Source organism: Geobacillus sp. YF-1, from assembly GCF_052692335.1.
Genome location: NZ_CP199850.1, coordinates 459,395 through 479,871 on the forward strand (window position 1 = coordinate 459,395; position 20,477 = coordinate 479,871).

Consider the following 20,477-nt stretch of genomic DNA (forward strand, 5'->3'; position numbering starts at 1 on the left):
CTAGAATAACATGCTCATTAAACAATATTTTATGATTTATACAAAGCTAGTAGAAGGGCATGTTAACAAATTGCTATCTTGGGGAACTGCTGCTTTTTTTGGAGGAGTATTGGCTGTTTTGCTGCATATGTTTCAAGTTGATATTGTACTGAAGGTAGTCCCATTAGCCATTTTCCTTCTACACACAATTTCCATATTTATGAACGGAAATCAAAGAGAAAGTATTGAAGCATTATTTGCTTTTTTAAAAAAAACACCTATACACCCATTTAAAATAGTTATCTTAAATGGATTATGCAAACTATTTAACCGAGATAAAATGAGATTCTATTTTTTAAATTTTATTGTCCTAGTTATAATTCAAACTCCATTGTTGCTTATAACCCTTTATTTTTTTCGGATTCTTTCTCTACTATTCGTGTCTCAAGTGATAGAGTATATATTCTATTTAGTTAAAAGAAAGTATTTTTGGCGTTTTTTAATCCCGATAATTTTTCTGTCTATTTTGTTTTTCACGGAAAATGAGAAGCCATATTTTTTTAATTTCCATTATTATGCAGTTTGCTTTTCTCAAACAAGACTATATGATTCTATAATCTTATTAAGTGTTGCTATATCATTGGTGGCAGCACCTGTCTTTGTGAATAAATTATTAATCGTCAAGAAGCCAGACCTTCCTATAGGCATTAGGAGATTGAGCAATGTTATCTCTCAACTGAGTTATATAGCAGTATTTAATCCGCAGTTGCAAAATATCATAAAAACGAGCATAAAGATATATATAAGGGATCAATCTGTATTATTAAAATATTGGACTATTACGGTTTTATCAATTGTATATTCTTGGGGGAGCTATGTTGTACAAGGAGCCAATGACGAAATTTCTAGCTTTTACTTAGTATTTATGATGAGTTGTTATTTTTTTTATGAGGTTAGAATGTTAGGATTGTTCCGTTCCAACAGCATTGTTGATCGTTTTCCTGTACCAAATCAGCGGAAGATAATGTCCGATGATTTTGTGGCAGGATGTTTCAATATTTTGTTTAGCTGGTTTGCATTAGTTGTCTACTGTATTTTTTTTGAAGTCCATCTTTCGCTTATGTTCACTAATATGATAATATCTATTTTTTTGTATAGTATCAGCCTTTATTTTAAAGCACAAAAATCTCCGACGAAGAAATATGTAATATTTTCCTCTGTAAAGTATATCATTTTGAGCCTATTTGTAGGGCTTATATTGTTGCGCGCGGGAACATTGCTGAGCATTTTAGCGTTGGTAGTCTTCGGTATTTTTACGTATTACAAAATATACAGGGGAGGAATGGAGTAACATGAGATATCTGCTATTGGCTGTCGCCGCTGTTGCCTATTTTATTTATCGCAATCAATCGCCGTACAATTTTATATTGATCGCTATTGTTGCAGTACTTTTCGTTTCTGTGCTTAGTTCGAAAAAGAGAACAAAGTAGGTGATGATTCATGCGAGCCATTATTGAAAAAGAATTTAAAAGCTTATTTAAAAGCTTTAAGTCGATTGCTGTGATTTTGTTCTTTCTGATTGTGAGTTTTGCCGCGTCTAAATTTTTCAGCAATAACTTAGAATTATTGCAACAAGATCAAGGCGAATCCGTGTATGTCTCCAGCATTCGTGCACTTGTGATGTTTTTTGGGTCTCTCTTTGTCTTATCGTTATCTCATGATGTGATAAATCGGGAAGTGGAAAATCAGACAATCCGTTTTTTAGTTACAAAGTCTTCAAGAAATGCCATTGTAATTGGAAAGTTTCTAGGGATTTTTTTGTTTTGGTTCGTCTGTGTGCTAAGTTCATTTACTGTCATTGCTTTGTTTGCGGGACAACTATTTGTTTTTGATTTTCTGAAAATGATCTCTTTTCTTGCCTACGCTATCGGTGTGACGATATTGCTTTCATTGGTGTTAAAAAAGCCATCCCATACTACATTCATTGCTATTTTATTAGGGATTGCTATACCGGTGTTAGGGATATGGTCTATCGCATCTAAGCAATTTGTTTTAAAAATTGTTAAATATGTGTTGCCTTATTACTACATTATGAAAGGAAGCTATTATACTTTTGTCCCTGCTTGTTTCGCGGCGCTTATGCTGCTAATCGCCTTGGCGGTATTTAAAAGGAGAGATTTGTAATGAAAATGATACAAGTTCATAACCTAAAAAAGAAATTTAAAGATCATTATGTAGTTAAAGGGGTTACTTTTGATGTGGAAAAGGGCGAAATTTTCGGCTTTTTAGGCAAAAACGGCGCAGGAAAAACAACGACCATTAACATGCTCACGGGAATTACGCTTCCTAGCGAAGGGAGTTTTGTGATTGGCGGGAAAACGAACAAAGAAATGAACGAGATTAAGAAGATGATCGGTGTTATGCCTGATGCGGCAAACTATTATTATGATTTCACAGCTTTAGAACATCTAACATTCTTTGCGAAATTGAAAAACGTGAAACTAAAAAAGGTTGATGCGTTGACTATATTAGATAGTGTAGGATTGAAAGGGCATGAGAAGAAAAAGGTCGGCAGTTACTCATTTGGAATGAAAAAGAAGCTTGGGATTGCCCAGGCGATCATAGGAACACCGTCAGTTGTATTTCTCGATGAGCCGACTTCCGGTCTGGACCCGGAATCGGCTGCCGAAATTCAGCAACTTATTCAGCAACTTGCTTCTAATGATATGACGATTTTTCTAACATCACATAATCTTTCTGAAGTAGAAAAAATATGCGATACGATTGCGATTATGGAAGACGGGGTCATTTCGAAAATTGGGACGATGGAACAGTTAAGAGGGATGTATAAACGAGCGATTCAGTTATTGGTAAAAATAAAGAAAGAAGAGCAGCATTCTATTGTGCACTTGTTAAAACGCGATGTCGGCGATTTTATTTCCAATGTGCAAATATCGGGTGACTATTTATGTTGTGAGCTTTGGCGGGAATCAGACATTCCCAAGCTGATTCATTATTTGTCGGGTCAAAATATTGATATATATGAAGCAAGAGTAGAAAAAGCGACGTTGGAGGATATTTTCTTTGATCGTGCTGCGGATCGCTAGCCATGGTCAATAAGTTAATGTCAACATCGATATAAGTTGACTGTAGATGAGCAAATTAGCTAACTGTAGATGAGTATTTTTTCATTACAGTAATTTCCATACCCTAAGAGACAAACAGGATGCCCCTTAGGCGACATGGAGCTTTTTTTTGATCACATCAATGTCCCGAGTTCGACAGTGACTAGGCAAACAAAATGCCTCTCATCCCTTGATACCAAAGGGACGAGAGGCATTTGGGCATACGTTGGGCGTGTATCTAGGCGCGAGGATGAATACCTAGAATCTTCGGAGGAGGCTCCAGCCCTAGAGCCGCAAAGAATTGAGCCTGTTTAGTCGTCAGTTCGGTTCGTTGATAAAGGTCACCGTTTTTTGAAGAAAAATGTCCAAGCATGAGACGTTCGCATTCGTCCCTTACGTTCGGCCACGATTCATGGGTTCGAATCTGAACCAAGTCTGGGCGTTTGTCTTTCGAAAATCCTTGTTTTCGAAGCGATTCTCCTTCCGGTGTTTCAAAAGGATCCACTTCGAAGTACGAGGAAGTCGTATCAAAGTAAATCAAGTCGACTTCCAGATTCAATAAGTCAGCTACAGCATGGAACACTTGACGTTCCAAGTCCGATTGCACGATCAGCAGTTCATCCATCGCCCGGTACAGCTGATGGCTGGCGACCTCGGGAAGGAGATAAAAAACTTATAAGGAATTGTTTAAGGAATATAAACTAAAGGACATTAAACAGTCAGATATACCTGCTAATGCTAAAGTAATTAAAGTTAATAGTGAAGCAGAACTTCAAACAATTTTAGATGATATTCAGGGTGTTAACAATCAATGCACGCAAACTGAAATTTCTACTGATAACAATTTATCATCTTCTAATCTTGTTACCACATTAGCTGAGTCTTCTGTTACTGTAGATGAGCAAATTTGCTAACATAAATTGACAACCAAACAAAAAAGGAGACATGAACCCAGCCCCTTGAGTAAAATAGATGTGCTCAAACCTATTCACACAAGGAGGTTCATGTCTTAGGAATCGATGAGCACATCATTAAGGAATCCACAAGTTTTTCATGATGCTGGGATTGGCGCTTGATTTCTCGAAGCCGGTCATCAAGCCTCTCGTTCATCTTGTCGACGCTTTAACTACCAAAAACAGCTCGATGTCTCCTAAGGGGTACGTGTTTGTTTTTTAGGGTGTGGAAATTATTGTAATAAAAATGCTCATTAGTTCAAAACTTTAATAGAGGGGAGAAATGCATCTTGAATAATTTTATTGAAAAAGGTTTTATGTACGGTTTTGTCATAGGAATCACTTTAGCATTGATATTTGTCCCCTATAAAACAGTAACCTATATGACAGGAGGGGTGACGGCAACAGAGTATAAAGAAATACCTGAATATATTATAAATGTACTTAGAGTGAGTTTTAGCAGCGGAGTGGTTGCCTCTATAATTGGTCTGGCTTTATATAAAAAACGAAGAACGAAAGATTAGCACGGTTGTTGAGTATTCCTGACATTTCGGCCCCTTCCGATGAAAAGCGGGAGGATTTTTTGTTTGTACTGTCGAATGAATCCTTTACACCCAAGGGAACCCAAGTCAAGTAATTCTTCCATTAAGGGTACAGGTAAAGCGAAATTTTCTACAAATCACTTGCCAAAGGATCCTGAGGAATTAATCAATAAAGGATGGAAAGATGTTACACCAGAAGGAATGGCGACTAGTTCACGAGAGTTTATCGATTCTGAAATTGGAATGAAGGTTAGATTTGATCCCGGAAAACTATATACATGCTCATTGAAAAACGAACATTTGGCTTCTCCTGCAACGAGCTTCCTCTCCCGTGGCCTAGGGGGCCGGTGATTTACTCACGCAACCGCTTCTCAGAATCGTTTCTCAAGTAGAAAAACTGGTTGCATCAGCTTCTATGTTCACGCGTTCCATCATCGATCAAGGCAAACAGCGGTTTTTTACCAACCTTCTAGGATCTTTGGAAGAAATGATACAGCGCTTAGGGTGTACAGGATAACGGAGAGGTGAACTCTTCATGTTGCATGTATATACAAATATATGGTGAGGAGAGTGAATTAGTAATGAAAGCGGTTGTGATTGAGGAATTTGGTGGAGTAGAAGTATTAAAATTAAAAGACATAGAAGAACCGAAACCCAAACCAAATGAAGTTATTATTGCTGTTAGCAAAACAAGTTTAAATTTCGCTGATATCAAAAATAGGACAGGGAAAAAAGCTAAAGGAGAATTTCCGTTAATTCTCGGTCTAGATGCTGCAGGTATTGTTGTTGAAGTAGGGGAACAAGTGAAAAGTATATCTGTCGGTCAAAGAGTTATAGCTTTTCCATCAAATGGTTCTTATACGGAGTATGTTGTTGCTGATGAAAAACTTGTATTTCCTATTCCAGATAATATGGATATGTTGACAGCGGCAGCATGTCCGATTGTCAGTTTTTTATCCTATGCGTTGCTGAAATACTTGGCACGTATCCAAGAAGGAGAAAGCGTACTTATTCATTCTGCATCTGGGGGTGTTGGCACTACAGCTATTCAGTTGGCAAGAATATTCGGTGCTAAACAAATATTTGGGAGTGTTGGAAATATAGAAAAAGAATTTATTGCAATAGATGCAGGAGCAGATGAAGTATTTACGTATGAAAATTTTGTTAGGGAAGTAAAAGAACGAACAGATGGCCAAGGAGTAAATGTTATCTTAGATTCGGTTGGCGGTACTGTTTCTGAACAGAGTATGAACTGTTTAGCTAATTATGGGCGTCTTATTCATTTTGGTAATTCTAGTGGGAAGCCGGGAACATTTCTAACAAATCAGGTTCATGCAAGTTGTCGTTCTGTTCTCGGCTTCAGCTTGGGAACAACCAGAAAAGAGCGGCCAGAATACTTAAAACATATTGCAGATTCTGTTATTCCACTTATCTCGAAGGGGGATTTAAGAATAAAAATAGGTCATGTATTTGAGTTAAGCGAAATTTCTAATGCTCATGCACTAATGGAGAATCGTATGCACTCGGGAAAAATTATAATAAATGTAAATGATAGTATTAAATAAACTGTAGATGAGCATTTTTTATTACAGTAATTTCCATGCCCTAAGAGACAAACAGGGTGCCCCTATCCCCATCAAGTTAAGAATTTTGGTCTTTGTGTATCACTAAAAACGCGGTATCCTTTCTAACGGACACTCTACGTTAGAAAGGATTTTTTTCATGGAAACGTTCCATGGGCAGCGGCCTGCCCTCCACCCAAGCATGAAAATCTCGCGTCAGTCCTGCATTTTTACGGAAAGATCCATGGGCAACCTTTTGCCCTCCACCCGGGGATGAAAATGACTGCTTGCCGGCGGGATTTTCACAGCAAACGCACTCAGTCCGGTTGCTGAGTGCGAATGTAGCGGCGCAGTACGTTTTCGACATTGGTCAAATGCTCCAGCATGCGCGCTCGGGCGGCGTCCGGATTTTGGTCGCGGATGGCTTCGAAAATGGCTTGGTGTTCGGCAAGCAGTTTTTCGGTCGTCGTTTGTTTCGAAAACAGCCATATGCGGCGCGTCTCCCGCATCGTTTCGACGATCATACCGGAAACGCTGTTCATAATACTCATCAACATCGGATTTTGCGATGCCGCGGCAATCGCCATATGGAAGGCCAGATCCGCTTTTTCGCCAAGCTCATCGCTGCCAATCCCTTCTTTCATTTGGCGAAGCGCTTCGGTCATCGCATCGAGGTCGCGGTCTGTCCGCTTGGCGGCGGCGAGCGAGGCCGCGCCTGCCTCGAGCAGTTTGCGCACTTCAAGCAAATGCCAAATATCTTCCTTGTTCATTAGGACGGCAATCGATAAAGGAAACGTCATCACCGTTGGGTCAAACTCGCGCACATACGTTCCTTCTCCTTGTTTGAGCTCGATCAGTCCCATCGCTTTCAAGGCGGTGAGCGCCTCGCGAATGGCGGCCCGTCCGACTTGAAACTGCTCGGCCAGCTGCTGCACGGAATCGAGTTTATCACCAGGTTTTAGCTCTCCGTTTTTAATCATATCAAAAATAGCTTCGGCCACTTCTTCGTAAATTTTTTTTGTTTTAATCCGTTTAAATGCCAATGGATCCACCTCAAATACGATGAAAGTAGCTTTCCGATTGTGAGGAAGGAAAGCTCCTGCACTGTCTATTATGATACAGCATCATCGCTCGAGACAAGCGCTTTTTGTTGCCGGCAGACGAGGGCGTCAGCAGCTCGTGGAAAACCAGTCATTCCATCATCGCGCATGGTGAAGTGTGAAGGCGACGGGCTGGGTTGTCGTCAACATCGTCAAGAAACTTCGACCGTATCGACAAGCAGAATGGTTCTCTCCGTTGTCTGTCAACGTCGGTGTGGGGAAAAACAATGGATCGAAAGTTCAAAAAAATACAAAAACACCTATTGTCTTTTGTTGAAAACGCTTTTATAATTTGAGACAGACGGCGTTCTTATCCGGTCATCTGATGACTGGAGGAGATGAGAAAGGGGACGGATGATCGTTCGTGAACGCCGCCAAGTCGGGCACAAAGGGGAGGAGAAAACCGCATGTGGAAGCAAGATTTTACGCCAATTGCTGATCAGCTTTGGTTATCGGCGATTGTCGCACTCATTCCGATTTTGTATTTCTTTTGGGCGTTGGCCGTCAAGCGGATGAAAGGGCATGTTGCGGGGCTGACGACGTTGCTGTTTGCTGTTGTATTGGCTGTGATCGCTTACAGGATGCCGGCTGGAAAAGCGGTCATGTCGGTGACGCAAGGCGCGGTGTACGGATTGCTCCCGATCGGCTGGATCATCATTACGTCTGTCTTTTTATATAAGCTGACGGTGAAGACCGGCCATTTTGACATCATTCGCAACTCGGTCATTTCGCTCACCGAAGACCGGCGGCTGCAGGCGCTGCTCATTGCCTTTTCGTTCGGGGCGTTTTTGGAAGGGGCGGCCGGGTTTGGCGCACCGGTGGCGATTTCGGCCGCATTGCTTGCTGGATTAGGGTTCAACCCGCTTTACGCTGCGGGCCTCTGTTTGATCGCCAATACGGCTCCGGTGGCGTTCGGGGCAGTCGGGATTCCGATCATCTCGATGGAAGGGCCGACCGGCGTACCGGCGATGGAAATTTCGAAAATGGTCGGGCGGCAGCTGCCGTTTTTATCGATCTTTATCCCGTTTTATCTTGTTCTCATTATGGCGGGCTGGAAAAAGACCGTGGAAGTATTGCCGGCCATCATCGTCTCCGGCGTTTCGTTCGCGCTGACGCAATACTTGTCATCGAACTTTTTAGGACCGGAGCTGCCGGACATTTTGTCCTCGCTCGTGTCGATCGTCGCGTTGGCTGTCTTTTTGAACTATTGGAAGCCGAAAAGCACCTTCCGCTTTGCGACCGAGTCGGAGGTGGCGGCGGCCGGGCAAGCGGTTCGTGCAACGCACAGCAGCGGGGAAGTGTTTCGGGCGTGGTCGCCATTCCTCGTGCTGACAGCTTTGATCTCGCTTTGGGGCATCCCGCAAGTGAAGGCGGCGCTCACCGGCCACTATGAAGGAACGAACGGGTTGCTGAAGGCCGTCAATGCGATTGGCTCGCATTTGACGTTTATGCCGCCGGTGCCGGGGTTGAACAACCAAATTTTGAACGCGAGCGGCCAACCGATTGCGGCGGTGTATAAGCTTGAGCTGCTTGGGGCGGCCGGCACGGCCATCTTGCTCGCCGCGGTCGTGAGCAAGTTCATTGTCGGCATTTCATGGAAAGAGTGGGTGCGGACGTTTGCGGAAACGTTGAATGAGTTGAAATACCCGCTTATCACCATCGCTTCGGTCGTCGGCTTTGCCTATATCGCCAACTCATCGGGCATGAGCACGACGCTCGGGATGGCGCTGGCGAAAACAGGGTCGTTTTTCCCATTCTTCTCGCCGATTTTAGGCTGGCTTGGCGTGTTTATCACCGGCTCCGATACATCGTCGAATTTGTTGTTTGGCAACTTGCAAAAAGTGACGGCGACATCGATCGGCATGGATCCAGTGCTGGCGTTGGCGGCCAACTCCTCCGGCGGCGTCGTCGGGAAAATGATTTCGCCGCAGTCGATCGCCGTCGCCTGCGCGGCTGTCGGCTTGACGGGCAGAGAATCCGACTTGTTCCGCTTTACGGTCAAACATAGCGTATTTTTAATCATTTTGATCGGTATTCTTGTATACTTGCAATCGACGGTATTGTCGTGGATGATTCCATAGACGGGAACAAAGGGGGATGAGGCTTGGCCCGGAAGTGAGGCACCAAGCCCGGCCCCTTTTCCGCTATCAACAAGTCCGATGTTCAACGAAAAGCCCCGCCATGGAAGCGGGGTTTTTCGTGATGGTGGCGAAGCTTTCCGTTGCGCTCATGGGCGGTGTGGCCAAACGGTGACACACGGTTTTCATGATGAAAGGCGAAGACCAGCTGCATCAGGCGGCGGCTCGCTCGTTTTTGGGAGAAAGGAGCGCGCTACAGCGCCGCGCCGAGCTGTTTCGGCATCGCCCGCAGCGCTTTGCCGGTGCCGATGGCGACCGCCTCGGCCGGGTTGGGGGCCACATACACCGGCACATGCAGCATGGCGCCAAGCCATTGTTCCATGCCGCGAAGCAAGGCCCCGCCCCCGGTGAGAACGATGCCGCGGTCGATAATATCGCCGCTCAGTTCGGCCGGGCATTCCTCAAGGACGGCGCGAATGGCTTCGGCGATTTGCAGAAGCGATTCTTTCAAGGCATGCTGCACTTCGGCGGGATCAAGAGAAATGGCTTTAAGAAATCCGGTGACCACATCGCGGCCATGAATCGTCATTCCTTGTGTCAAAGACGTCCCGGGAGCGCTGCCGATTTCGATTTTCACTTGTTCAGCGGTTTGTTCACCGATTAGCAAATTGTAGCGCTGGCGAACATATTGCATAATGTCTTCATCAAGCTGGTTGCCGCCGATGCGGAGCGAGCGGCAGGCAACGACGCCGCCAAACGAAATAATCGCGGCTTCCGTTTTTCCAGCTCCCAAGTGGACGATGACATTGGCGACGGGCTCACCGACCGGCAAGTCCGCGCCAATGGCTGCGGCCACCGGCTCTTCGATCAGGTGAATATGTTTGGCTCCACAATGTTTGGCGATTTCGTAAAAAGAACGGCGCTCGACGGAGGTGGCGTGAAACGGGACACTCATGGCGACGTTCGGTTTTTTGAAGGAGAGGCCAAGCTGTCTGCTGGACTGTTTAAACACTTCCTGCAACAACGTTTTGGCGCGCTCAAAATCGGCGATCACGCCATGTTGCAATGGATAGGTGACCTCGACATGGGCCGGGGCTTTGCCGATCATCGTTTTTGCTCGTTGGCCGATAGCGATGAGCTTGTCCGCTTGGCGATGATAGGCGACCGCCGCTGGTTCGTCAAAAATGAGCCCTTTCGTTTGGCTAAACAGCCGGACATTCATCGTGCCTAAGTCAATGCCGAGCTCTGAAGAAACAAACAACCAAAACACCTCTCTTTTGCCAAGTTCGATGAACAGACAGCCCATCATCTATAACATTCGACACGAAACAGTTGTTTATGACGGTGAGGCGGAAGACACGAGGGGGGGATCGGCGGCGTAGTTGATGAAAGAAAAAAATTTTTTTGTTTTCGTGTATAAAAAATGAAAAAAGGGGAAAGGAATAATAGCGTAACGTTTTCCAAGTATTCCCCCGATCCCCTATGAATAAATATGGGCTCTCCGATTGCGGAGAGCCGCTTTTTTTGAAATCACTCTATGAGGCTGGTGATGTGATCGTGGATCTGGCTTTGCCATGTTATGTCTCAATTTAGAAAAATCTCGTTGTATCGGTCCTGCTTTCCGTTCATTTGCCGATTGACTAAGGAGGATCGGCCGATTTCCACCAGCCTTCTATGCTGTTATAAGACAACCGTTACAGCCGCTTGGCTCCTACATACTTCGGCTTCCAATACGGGTTGTTCAAATTGTCGATTTTCACACCGCGCGACACAGCGTGGATGACTTGATTGTTGCCGATATAAATCGCTACATGGGAGACGCCTTTTGTCCCCTTTGATGTGTTGAAAAACACCAAATCGCCTGGTTGCAATTTCGACCTATGTACGTATGTCCCTTTTTGATACATTGCTTTTGAAGAGCGCGGCAAGGTAACACCGACTTTTTTATGGGTGTAGTAGACAAACCCAGAACAATCGAATCCTTTAGGTGTTGTGCCGCCATAGCGGTAAGGGGTGCCAAGCAGTTTTTTCGCTTCAGCGATGAGCCGTGTTTTATTGGCGGCAGCATCTGTGTTGGAAGTGTTTACAAAGAAGGAGGAAAAAAGAACGATGATCGATACCGACAAAAACGTGAGCCATTTTTTCATCATTTCCTAACCCCCGACAAACTCCGTTTCGTTTCGACGTTTCTAGTATAGCAGAGGAAAGCTGTGTTGTTTTTTACAGTTGAATTAAATAATGTTACAATACAGTTACAGATATAGTACTTCGTCCTAATGATTCATCCTACCGACGTGCTTCTTTGTGCTCCATTGAACGTCTGTTTTCCTGTAGCAACGCCTCGCTTGTTTGACACTATTGTCCTATGACCCGTGTATGAATGTCGCAAGCTGTCGAATGAATAGGAATGGGGGAGGGGGGCGAAAACGGGGAATGCCGCCGTATAATTGAAAAAAGAGGAGAGTCGAAAAATAGGTGGCGGTGATGGATCATGTCGAATCATATAGAATATGTGTTCTATGTCTTCGGATGGTTGTTGATAACGGGTGTTGTCTATATATATGGGCATTGGATGGCGAAACGGCATTGGAAGCGTACGCCGTGGCGAGCCGCGCCGAAGTTGACGGCAGGTTTTGCGATGGTTTCTCTTTTGCTTCTCGGAGTTGGAGAGGGCTATATTCATTATATGGAACAGCATGAGCATCGCGAATACGAGGAAAACGCGAAGCAAGTGGCGGCTATGGTCGCCGGCGATTTGGCCGCTATGGGGCATGAGCGCTTGGATGAGCACGCAGACCGTCTGCCTGCGTATGACGAGATCATCGCCGCGCTGGAACGCTGGCAATCCCGCGGCCGCGTGCTGAGCATGTACACGATGAAAAAGAACAAAAACGGCCAACTGTATTTTGTCGTCGCTCCGCCGACAGATTACAATCGAAACGGGCGCATTGACGGCGAAAAAGAACAAGCGGTTCCGCCCGGAACGATTTATCGCCATGATGTTCCCGAAATCGACAAGGCATTTCGCGGCCACTTTGCGATGCAGCCGCGCCCAACGACCGATGAATGGGGAAGGAGCATCAGCGCGTTTATGCCGGTGCGCCGCGCGGATGGAACTGTCGACGCCGTCGTTGGCATCGATTATGATGCCACGATATACGAACATCGGCTGCAAAAAGAGCGGCAAAAAGCGATCGGCATGATGATGGCCGTTTATTTCATCACCGCTGCCATTTATTTGCTTGCTTTGCATCAACAAATGGAGCGGAAGGCGTTCGCCGCTTACAAAAAGAGGCTGGCGGCCAACGAGCATCGGTTGCGGCGCTTGGCGGAAATGACGATGGAAGGCATTATTGTTTACGCAAACGGGAGGATTATTGAAGTCAACGAAGCGGCCTGCCGTCTGCTCGGTTATGCAGAAAGCGAGCTCATTCATTTGCCGATCGACGAATTGATCGTTCACGGCTCTATCAAGTTCAGCCAGCCGCATGAGGAGCGCGAACGTCTGGAGATGGACCTGCGTCGGAAAGACGGAACGGTGTTTCCAGCGGAAATCGTGCGCCGCCGCTATGACTACGAAGGGGAAAACGTGACGGTGGCCGCCGTCCGTGATTTGACGGAGCAAAAACAGAAGGAACAGCGGATTCGATACATTGCCAATCATGATGAGCTGACAGGCCTGCCGAATAAAGAAGCGATGTACAAGACCGTCGAACGCTGCTTGGCGGAGGCGAAACGAAACGGACAGGAAGCAGCGATTATTTTTTTTGAAGTGTCTGGGATTAAGACGATCAACGATTTTTACGGCTATGCCGTCGGCGATGAAGTATTGCTTTACTTGGCGAGGGTGTGGAAAGAAAAGGCAGGGATGATCATCGGCCGCTGGAGCGGAAATGAATTCCTCGCTGTCGTTCCAGACAGCACGCTGGAAAAGGCGGAGGAAATGGCAAAGCAACTCGTCGAAGAAGCCGATGAGCCGATTACAGTCAACGGAATCGAATTGTACATCACGGTGAACGCTGGCATCAGCATATATCCGAAAGATGGGGAAGAAGCGAAAACGTTGATCCGCAAAGCGGACATCGCCCGCTATGAAGTACGGAAAAAAGCAGTCAGTGATTTTGTGTTTTTTACCGAGCCGATGGCCAATCGGCTGCATGAAAACATGGCGATGGAACGCGATTTGCGGCGGGCGCTTGAGAGGGACGAGTTTGAATTGTACTACCAGCCGCAAATTCGACTGCACGACCGAAGCGTGATCGGCATGGAGGCGCTCATTCGCTGGCGTCATCCGGAAAAAGGGATGATTCCGCCGTCATTGTTTATCCCTTTGGCAGAGCAGACCGGCATGATCATTCCGATCAATGAGTGGGTTATGCGTACGGCATGCCGGCAGACGAAGCAGCTGCTCAGCCAGTTTCCCCACTTGTCTGTCTCCGTCAACTTATCGCCGTACGAATTTGAAAGCCGCCGTTTTGTGGACAAATTGGCTCGCCTGCTCGATGAGATCGGATTGCCACCGCATCATTTAGATTTGGAAATTACAGAGCGAATGACGATGGATACTGAGCGCGCGCTCGATATCCTGCCGAAGCTAAAAGCGCTCGGGGTAACGATCAGCATGGACGACTTCGGCACCGGCTACAGCTCGCTCAGCTACCTGACCGATTTGCCGATCGACCGGTTGAAAATTGACCGCTCGTTCGTCCAGCATATTCAAGGAAAAAAAGATGTCATCTTGCCCGCCATTATCCGCCTCGGGCATAATATAGGTGTAAAAGTGCTGGCTGAAGGGGTAGAAACAGAGACTGAAGCGGCTTACTTGCAAGGAAAACGGTGCGATGAGGCGCAAGGGTATTATTTTTCCCCGCCGCTTCCGTATGAGGAATTGGTCCGTTTTTTAACCGAGCAGCATGCGAGGCGGCAGGCACAGGAGCTGACGTGAAATGGATGGATTTTGGCGCATTGCTGAGGAGAAAATTCGCGAGGCGATGAACAACGGCGAGTTTGATCATTTGCCCGGTTTTGGAAAGCCGCTCGAGCTTGAGGATATTTCCCATATTCCCGAAGAGTTGCGGCTCGGGTATTTGTTGCTGAAAAATGCCGGGTATGTGACGGAAGAGACAAAATTGCGAAAAGAACTGATGACGCTTGAAGATTTGCTTCGCTGTTGCGAGGACGACGAGAAAAAACAAGAACTGACGAAAAAATGGACGGAAAAACAACTCCGCTTTGCGGAACTGATGAAAAAGCGGCAGCCGACGAACGCCAAGGCGCTGCGCGATTACGGGCGGCGCATCGAGGAAAAATTCCGCTGAACGAGTTTTCTCAATAAACATGGGGAGGTTCGATTTTTGACGAACCTCCTTAACTTTTTTATGGCTCCTCACCACAACATGTACTTGACAGACGATTCACTTCTCTGAACACGTGTATGCAAAACATGATTCGTTTCCTGTTCTTTCTTGGTTGCATAAGTAAGGTACGTGATAAAAAAATCAAGTACAACTTTTGGTGAAGAGCCTTTTTTATGCAATGATGCCCAAAAAACGGGGAAAATAGGAAGGAATGATCATTGGAAAGGGGAGATCGCCATAGACGTGAATGAACGGTGAATGGAGCGGGTCGAAGTTGCCATGGAGAAGAACCGAAAAGAAAAGGAGTGAAAAAGCATGAAAAACGTATGGTTGGCGTTTTTGGCTTCCCTCATGCTGGCGATGCCGTCAAGGGTGGCGGCCGGCCATCATCATGAAATCGGCCATCTTCCTTTGCCGGTCGGACACATGTGGAAGCACGGGGCGCTCGATGAGCAAAAGTGGATGGAAATGGTTCAAACGTATACGCCAGAGCAGGCTGGCGAGTGGAAAAAGGTGCTCGATGAACGGAACGCGCTGCGCGAGCAGTTCAAGGATGAAAAAGTAAACCGGGCGATGAAAGAGAAGTACAAGCAGATGAAAAAAGAACGGGAGGCAAAGCTGGACCGGCTCATCGATCAGCTCGCGGACAAAAAAATTACGAAAGAGCAGTTTAAGCAAGAGTTAAAACAGTTACGGAAAAAGAAACATGGGATGACAAAAGAAGAAAAAAAGCGGCTCCATATGCTTCATGAGCAAACAAGGCAGGCCATGGAAAACAATGAACAAGAGGCGATGAAAAAACTGCTTCCGCAATGGCTCGACTATATGAGAAAAGACAACGAGCGGTTGGCGAAATGCCTCCAAGAAGTCAAACAGGGATGACATACTAAGGGAAAAACAAGCAGATGGGAGTACATCGGTTGGTATTGGAAGGGTCGCACAAGGGTGATATAATATAGGGAAAACGCCGTGTTTCGTGCACGGCTTCTTTTTTTCCCCGTTTGCCTATAAGGCTGGTGAAAAACTGCTGATTCCCTTCATCAATGGAAGAATGAGTGAAAAGCAGGACCGCCACAACAAGGTTTTTCTAAATTGAAAATGACAAAATCCGTATCCACGATGAAATGACCAGCCTCCTATGAAAAAAAGAAAGTTGATCGCGAGAGGAGCAGTGGGCCATGGGATATCCGGTTATGCTTCAAGTGTGCGGCCGGCGGGCCGTCGTTGTTGGCGGAGGGAAGGTGGCGGCGCGGAAGATTCGCGGGCTGCTTGCGGCAGGGGCGGATGTGGTGATGATCGCTCCCAAAGCCGAACCGGAGCTGCAAGCGTTAGCGGTGGCGGGAATGATTGGCTGGCGCGTCAAGACGTTTGCGCCGCATGACTTGGACGGGGCGTTTCTTGTTATCGCAGCGACGAACGACCGCGAAGTGAACGAAGCCGTGGCGCGGGCGACAGCGCCGGGACAATTGCTCAATGTTGTTGACGCTCCGGAACGATGCGATTTTCATGTTCCTGCTGTCATCCGCCGCGGCCCGCTGACGATCGCCGTCTCCACTGAAGGGGCAAGCCCGGCGGTCGCTCGCCGCATTCGCCGCGAGCTTGAAGAGCGGTATGGGGAAGAGTACGGAGCGTATTTGGAGTTTTTGCAGCGAGCCCGCGCCATCGTGCTGCGCGAGGTGGCGGACCCTGAGGGGCGAAAGCGGCTATTTCGGGCGCTCGCTGCGGATTCGTTTCGGCAAAACGGCCGCTGGGATGAGGAGTTGGCCGGCTTGTTGGCGAAGGAAAAAGAACGAAGCGGAGAAAGAGGGGACAGGAACGATGAAGATCCCGATGTACATTGTTGATGCGTTCACCGCTCGGCCGTTCGCCGGCAATCCGGCCGCGGCCTGTCTGCTGCCGCAGCCGGCTCGGGACGAATAGATGCAGCGTGTTGCCGCAGTGATGAACTGATCTGAGACCGCCTTTTTCATTCCGCACGAAGATGGCTAGCGCCTGGCTAGTTCACGCCCAAAGCGGAAGTCGATCCGTGCGGGCATGCGACCTTAGCGGGCGCCCATGTGTTATGGGAGCGGGGTGAACGTTGCTGTGAAGAGACCATTTCTTTTTTGACAACTAGCGGCGGCGTTGTGCGGGTGACGGTAGCGGGGGAGCGGGGGCAACTCGAAGGCGAAGCGGTCACCGTGTTGAAAGGAGCGCTGGCTGCAGCGGCTAGTTTCTAAGCTTCAGCCAAGACAGCGGCTAGATGGGCATCGTTCCACGGGGGCGCGAAACGAAAAGGGGATCCGTCGCGTTGGGATCCCCTTTTTAGACTGTATAGATCCGCTCCTTCTGTCAATCATCCCATCGGTACGTCCAAAACCGCTCCGTCTTCAGCCACGCGAGCGCGTCGCCGCGCTTCGCGGCCGCCTGCATCAGCCCTTCGGTTTGCGAGCGGTGGGCGCGTATGGCGGCGAGTTTGGTGTCGATGACCGAGCTGACATCGCGGATGATGTCCGGTTGGCCGAGCTCCTGCTCGCAGTTTTTGGCAAAAGCGACGCAATACACGGTCGGCCGCTGTTCTTTGGGCCATCGCTTCAACGCGCGAATGACGGCTTCTCCGCATGCATCGTGATCGGGATGGACGCTGTAGCCGGGATAAAACGTAATGACAAGCGATGGGTTCGTTTCCGTCACGATGGCAGCGATTCGGTCCGCCAGCTCTTCTTCATCCTCAAACTCGATCGTCTTATCACGATAGCCGAGCAAGCGCAAATCATGAATGCCGAGAACGCGGCACGCTTCTTCGAGTTCTTGTCTACGAATGAACGGCAGCGTTTCGCGGTTGGCAAACGGGGGCACGCCCATATTCCGCCCCATTTCGCCAAGCGTCAAGCAGGCGTATGTGACCGGTGTGCCGCTTTGCGCATGCTGGGCGATCGTTCCCGAGACACCGAACGCCTCATCGTCCGGATGGGGAAAGACAACGAGTACATGTCGTTCGTTCATCGGAAGCCCTCCTTAGGCAAACGGCTTGCCGCTCAGTTCAAGGGCGACAGCCAGTTTTCCTTCATAGTCATGTCCCGCTAACAGCAATTGTTCTTCTTTCGTCCATTCCCAATGGGTTAACCCTTCGGCGTACACCCAGCCGATGTCTAGCTTCAGCCCGATGCGGTACGGTCCTAATCCGGTGATCTTGCCGCGGGTGAAGCGGATGCGGGCGTTGCGGATGAAAGCGCCGGCAGAAAAAAACCCTTCATTATGGTGAGCAGCGTACGCCCCGTTCGTCGTCTCCAAATGAATGTACACGTCGCGGTTGGCCAAGCGGTTCAGCGCCTCTTGCACAGCGGCGGCATCGATCGGTTGCACGCGAAGTCCCTCCTTTTGCTGTTTTCTATCTGTTTTCTATATTGTACATGACCGAAGCATCAGAACGGAACTATTTCGCTTTTTTTTGTATAATAGAAACGGACACATCTTGGACTCATCCGCACCTAGAAGCGTTGACGGACCGTTCAACGAAAGGAAAGGTGAAGGGAAATGGGGTTTCAAGGAAATGGTGTCGCTTTGTTGCATCTCGATGGCACGTATCGGCCGCAAACGCGGCTGCTTCGTTTTCCGCACGAGTGGGTGGACCTCGCTGACGTGCCGGAAACGAATTTGTATTGCAGCCAGACTGCGCTCGCTGAAATCGAACGCCGGCTGCGCCGACGGCGAACCCGCGGGGCGGTGCTGATCGGGAGCGGCAACTATCATTATGTCACGTATTTGTTGTTGCAAGAAATACAGGAACCGTTCACTCTTGTGTTGTTTGACCACCATACCGATGCGGATCCGGACGACGGCTTTCTCATGTCGTGCGGATCATGGGTGGCCCGCGCGCTTGACCATCCGCAGCTGCGGAAGGTGGTGATCGCTGGTCCGACGTTTTCTCCGAACCATCTCCAGTTATCCCCGAACATCACTGTTCTTTCGTTTGCTGACGATGACGAATGGCCGAGGGCGCTGCTAGAAGTGGTCCCGACAAGAAGCGTCTATATTAGCATTGACAAAGATGCGCTAAGCCGCGAAGATGCCGTCACGAACTGGGATCACGGAACGATGCCGCTTTCGATGCTGCTTGCTTGCCTGCGGTGGCTGCTGCTTCAGAAAAACGTATTGGGCGTCGATGTATGCGGGGAGTATCCACGGTCCGCTGTCGATGCGTTTGATCCGCTTTGTCGTGAAGCGCAGAGGAAAAACGAGCAGGCGAATATGGCCATTTTGGAGACGTGCTTCCGCTATGCAACACCCCATTTGCGGCCCGCTTGAATTCTGCCGAGTTGCCCCGGAGCTGGCGAGCGGCTTTGTGCGCAAGCGAAAAACACGTTCGTTCGCCAGCGTCGCGCGCCGGACGGGCATCTTGCGCCCGCAACACACATTGGGCAAATGATGGAACGCGTGAACATAGCGGCTGATGCAACAAGTTTTTTCTACTTGAGAAACGAGGTTGGTAAGCGACCTGCTCCCTTAAATCATCGGCCTTCTAGAGGCGGCATTTCATTGGCCGAGCGGTCAGCATCCGCTCCCGTACATAATGCGGAACGGTTTTTCATCAGGCCGAACATCGCGCGGCTCGATGTGCAGGCGTGTCACTTTGGCAAACATCGTTCCCGCTTCAATCGTTTCCAAAAAGAGTTGAAGAGCGCTTTCGTTCCCTTGCACTTCCATTTCCACTGTTCCGTCATCATTGTTTTTCACCCAACCGGTCAGCTGCCGCTTCAACGCCTCGTGCTGGACGAAATAGCGAAAACCGACCCCTTGCACGCGTCCTTCGGCAATGACATGCACCCGTTTCATATCGCGACCTCCTTAGTTGCCTCACGCTCCGGCGATTTCCCCCCTTTGACGCGGGGCCAAAGGCGGACAGCTATGAACGTTGCTTCAGTGCCTAACGGAATGGTCTGTGCGGAGCGTTCAGCCAATGGTTGCCGCTGCTCTTTGCGGTCCCGCTTTCATCATATAATAGACGGGAATGAATGTACATACAAAAAAGGAGCTTGGACGGTCAAGCTCCTTTTTTCGCCAGCGCCAGCGACGCTACTTGTTGCCGAATGAGCGTCACTAGCCGCGGATGGTAGCCTAAGTAAGGACACAAATGCCATTGTTTGTCAGAAGTAGGGAACCCGCGCAGCTTCCGTTCGATCGTTTTCATTAAGACCCCGGTGAACAATAAATATGGAACGACAAACACGCGCCGGCAAGGTGAGGCGTTCGCCTGCTCAAGCCCTTCGTCAAGCGTCGGGCCGATGGCGGCAAGAAAGCAGACGCTAACGTGCGGGACGTGTGTTTTTTCTTGCAAACGCCGGGCGATGGCGGTGATGTCGCGCTTCGTATCGGGATCGCTGCTACCGCGGCCGATGAGCAAAATCATCGATTCGCCATCGAGGGAAGACGCGCATTCACTGATGCGGTCAATGATGATGTCAATCATCGCATCATGAACGCCAAACGGGGAACCGCAGACGATTTCGACTGCTGGATGGCGCTGTTTCGCCAGCTCGAGCGCCGCCGGAATGTCGCGTTTGGCGTGTCCGGCCGATAGGAGCAAAAGCGGAATGACAATGATGCGCGTCGCTCCTTGGGCGACGCAACGGTCAACCCCGGTGATGATATCCGGTTCCGCCAGTTCGATAAAGCAAAGTTCTTGAATCGGGATGTCGACGGCTGCTTTGCATTGCTCAACGAAACGGGCCGCTTCCAAGCGCGCGGCAGCGACGCGGCTGCCGTGGCTGACGTATAAAACAGCTTCCATGGCGAACCGCC

Annotated in this window: 20 protein-coding genes and 1 pseudogene; 13 read left to right on the forward strand and 8 right to left on the reverse strand. The window is 48.3% G+C overall.

Translation table 11 applies throughout. The features are described from left to right. Window positions 1-10 precede the first annotated feature (10 nt). The 3 genes from ACTVIM_RS02245 to ACTVIM_RS02255 all read left to right on the forward strand — a co-directional run bounded on the left by ACTVIM_RS02245 (window position 11) and on the right by ACTVIM_RS02255 (window position 3,086). Window positions 11-1,330, forward strand: coding sequence for a hypothetical protein (locus ACTVIM_RS02245; protein WP_445613516.1), 1,320 nt, complete (start codon window positions 11-13; stop codon window positions 1,328-1,330). 149 nt (window positions 1,331-1,479) lie between these two features. Beyond that, window positions 1,480-2,163, forward strand: a complete 684-nt coding sequence (locus ACTVIM_RS02250) for an ABC transporter permease (RefSeq protein WP_445613517.1) — start codon at window positions 1,480-1,482, stop codon at window positions 2,161-2,163. Next, window positions 2,163-3,086, forward strand: coding sequence for an ABC transporter ATP-binding protein (locus tag ACTVIM_RS02255; RefSeq protein WP_033020621.1), 924 nt, complete (start codon window positions 2,163-2,165; stop codon window positions 3,084-3,086). The genes ACTVIM_RS02250 and ACTVIM_RS02255 overlap by 1 nt, the downstream gene beginning before the upstream one ends. Before the next feature lie 439 nt (window positions 3,087-3,525). Here ACTVIM_RS02255 and ACTVIM_RS02260 read toward each other — a convergent pair. Further along, window positions 3,526-3,765, reverse strand: a pseudogene (locus ACTVIM_RS02260) (IS1634 family transposase); the annotation flags it as partial. Window positions 3,766-4,347: 582 nt separating this feature from the next. Here ACTVIM_RS02260 and ACTVIM_RS02265 point away from each other — a divergent pair. Together ACTVIM_RS02265 and ACTVIM_RS02270 are read left to right on the forward strand one after the other, a co-directional pair. Further along, the gene (locus tag ACTVIM_RS02265) at window positions 4,348-4,581 is read left to right on the forward strand and encodes a hypothetical protein (protein WP_051962763.1); all 234 of its coding nucleotides are present in this window, start codon (window positions 4,348-4,350) and stop codon (window positions 4,579-4,581) included. Between the two features lie 599 nt (window positions 4,582-5,180). Next, window positions 5,181-6,164, forward strand: a complete 984-nt coding sequence (locus ACTVIM_RS02270; protein ID WP_445613518.1) for a quinone oxidoreductase family protein — start codon at window positions 5,181-5,183, stop codon at window positions 6,162-6,164. Between the two features lie 314 nt (window positions 6,165-6,478). Here the strand turns inward: ACTVIM_RS02270 and ACTVIM_RS02275 are convergent, their stop codons facing one another. Next, window positions 6,479-7,204 (reverse strand): FadR/GntR family transcriptional regulator, encoded by a 726-nt coding sequence (locus ACTVIM_RS02275; protein ID WP_144972719.1) that lies wholly within the window; start codon window positions 7,202-7,204, stop codon window positions 6,479-6,481. Window positions 7,205-7,668: 464 nt separating this feature from the next. On the opposite strand from ACTVIM_RS02275, the gene ACTVIM_RS02280 reads away from it, so the two are divergent. Further along, window positions 7,669-9,342: an L-lactate permease gene (locus ACTVIM_RS02280; protein ID WP_445613519.1), complete on the forward strand. Its 1,674-nt coding sequence runs from the start codon at window positions 7,669-7,671 to the stop codon at window positions 9,340-9,342. A gap of 250 nt (window positions 9,343-9,592) precedes the next feature. Here ACTVIM_RS02280 and mreBH read toward each other — a convergent pair whose 3' ends face one another. Together mreBH and ACTVIM_RS02290 are read right to left on the reverse strand one after the other, a co-directional pair. Then, entirely contained in the window at window positions 9,593-10,600 is a 1,008-nt protein-coding gene (gene mreBH / locus ACTVIM_RS02285) for a rod-share determining protein MreBH (protein ID WP_445613520.1), read from the reverse strand. Window positions 10,601-11,033: 433 nt separating this feature from the next. After that, on the reverse strand, window positions 11,034-11,486 hold the full coding sequence (locus tag ACTVIM_RS02290) for a C40 family peptidase (RefSeq protein WP_445613521.1): 453 nt from the start codon (window positions 11,484-11,486) through the stop codon (window positions 11,034-11,036). 344 nt (window positions 11,487-11,830) lie between these two features. Between ACTVIM_RS02290 and ACTVIM_RS02295 the strand changes: the two genes are divergently transcribed. The 6 genes from ACTVIM_RS02295 (at window position 11,831) to ACTVIM_RS02320 (ending at window position 16,915) form a co-directional block, all read left to right on the forward strand. After that, a complete protein-coding gene (locus ACTVIM_RS02295) occupies window positions 11,831-14,284 on the forward strand; it encodes a putative bifunctional diguanylate cyclase/phosphodiesterase (RefSeq protein ID WP_445613522.1) in 2,454 nt (817 codons plus the stop codon). Window position 14,285: 1 nt separating this feature from the next. Next, window positions 14,286-14,657 carry a DnaJ family domain-containing protein gene (locus ACTVIM_RS02300; protein WP_445613523.1) on the forward strand — a complete coding sequence of 124 codons (372 nt, stop codon included), beginning with the start codon at window positions 14,286-14,288 and terminating at the stop codon, window positions 14,655-14,657. A gap of 354 nt (window positions 14,658-15,011) precedes the next feature. Next, a complete protein-coding gene (locus tag ACTVIM_RS02305; RefSeq protein ID WP_445613524.1) occupies window positions 15,012-15,578 on the forward strand; it encodes a hypothetical protein in 567 nt (188 codons plus the stop codon). A 296-nt stretch (window positions 15,579-15,874) separates the two neighbouring features. Continuing rightward, window positions 15,875-16,540, forward strand: coding sequence for a precorrin-2 dehydrogenase/sirohydrochlorin ferrochelatase family protein (locus ACTVIM_RS02310; RefSeq protein WP_445613525.1), 666 nt, complete (start codon window positions 15,875-15,877; stop codon window positions 16,538-16,540). Next, on the forward strand, window positions 16,515-16,616 hold the full coding sequence (locus ACTVIM_RS02315; protein ID WP_235598022.1) for a PhzF family phenazine biosynthesis protein: 102 nt from the start codon (window positions 16,515-16,517) through the stop codon (window positions 16,614-16,616). The genes ACTVIM_RS02310 and ACTVIM_RS02315 overlap by 26 nt, the downstream gene beginning before the upstream one ends. A gap of 137 nt (window positions 16,617-16,753) precedes the next feature. Beyond that, on the forward strand, window positions 16,754-16,915 hold the full coding sequence (locus tag ACTVIM_RS02320; RefSeq protein ID WP_445613526.1) for a hypothetical protein: 162 nt from the start codon (window positions 16,754-16,756) through the stop codon (window positions 16,913-16,915). Window positions 16,916-17,027: 112 nt separating this feature from the next. On the opposite strand, the gene bshB2 is transcribed toward ACTVIM_RS02320, so the two are convergent. Both bshB2 and ACTVIM_RS02330 read right to left on the reverse strand, forming a co-directional pair. Further along, window positions 17,028-17,681, reverse strand: a complete 654-nt coding sequence (bshB2, locus tag ACTVIM_RS02325; protein WP_445613527.1) for a bacillithiol biosynthesis deacetylase BshB2 — start codon at window positions 17,679-17,681, stop codon at window positions 17,028-17,030. 12 nt (window positions 17,682-17,693) lie between these two features. Beyond that, complete coding sequence (locus ACTVIM_RS02330) at window positions 17,694-18,041, reverse strand: YojF family protein (RefSeq protein WP_033020599.1); 348 nt, start codon at window positions 18,039-18,041, stop codon at window positions 17,694-17,696. Window positions 18,042-18,212: 171 nt separating this feature from the next. On the opposite strand from ACTVIM_RS02330, the gene ACTVIM_RS02335 reads away from it, so the two are divergent. Continuing rightward, entirely contained in the window at window positions 18,213-18,983 is a 771-nt protein-coding gene (locus tag ACTVIM_RS02335; protein ID WP_445613528.1) for an arginase family protein, read from the forward strand. A gap of 243 nt (window positions 18,984-19,226) precedes the next feature. Here ACTVIM_RS02335 and ACTVIM_RS02340 read toward each other — a convergent pair whose 3' ends face one another. Both ACTVIM_RS02340 and ACTVIM_RS02345 read right to left on the reverse strand, forming a co-directional pair. After that, complete coding sequence (locus tag ACTVIM_RS02340; RefSeq protein WP_033020594.1) at window positions 19,227-19,511, reverse strand: acylphosphatase; 285 nt, start codon at window positions 19,509-19,511, stop codon at window positions 19,227-19,229. A gap of 208 nt (window positions 19,512-19,719) precedes the next feature. Next, window positions 19,720-20,466 carry a sirohydrochlorin chelatase gene (locus ACTVIM_RS02345; protein WP_144972743.1) on the reverse strand — a complete coding sequence of 249 codons (747 nt, stop codon included), beginning with the start codon at window positions 20,464-20,466 and terminating at the stop codon, window positions 19,720-19,722. Between the last annotated feature and the right edge of the window lie 11 nt (window positions 20,467-20,477).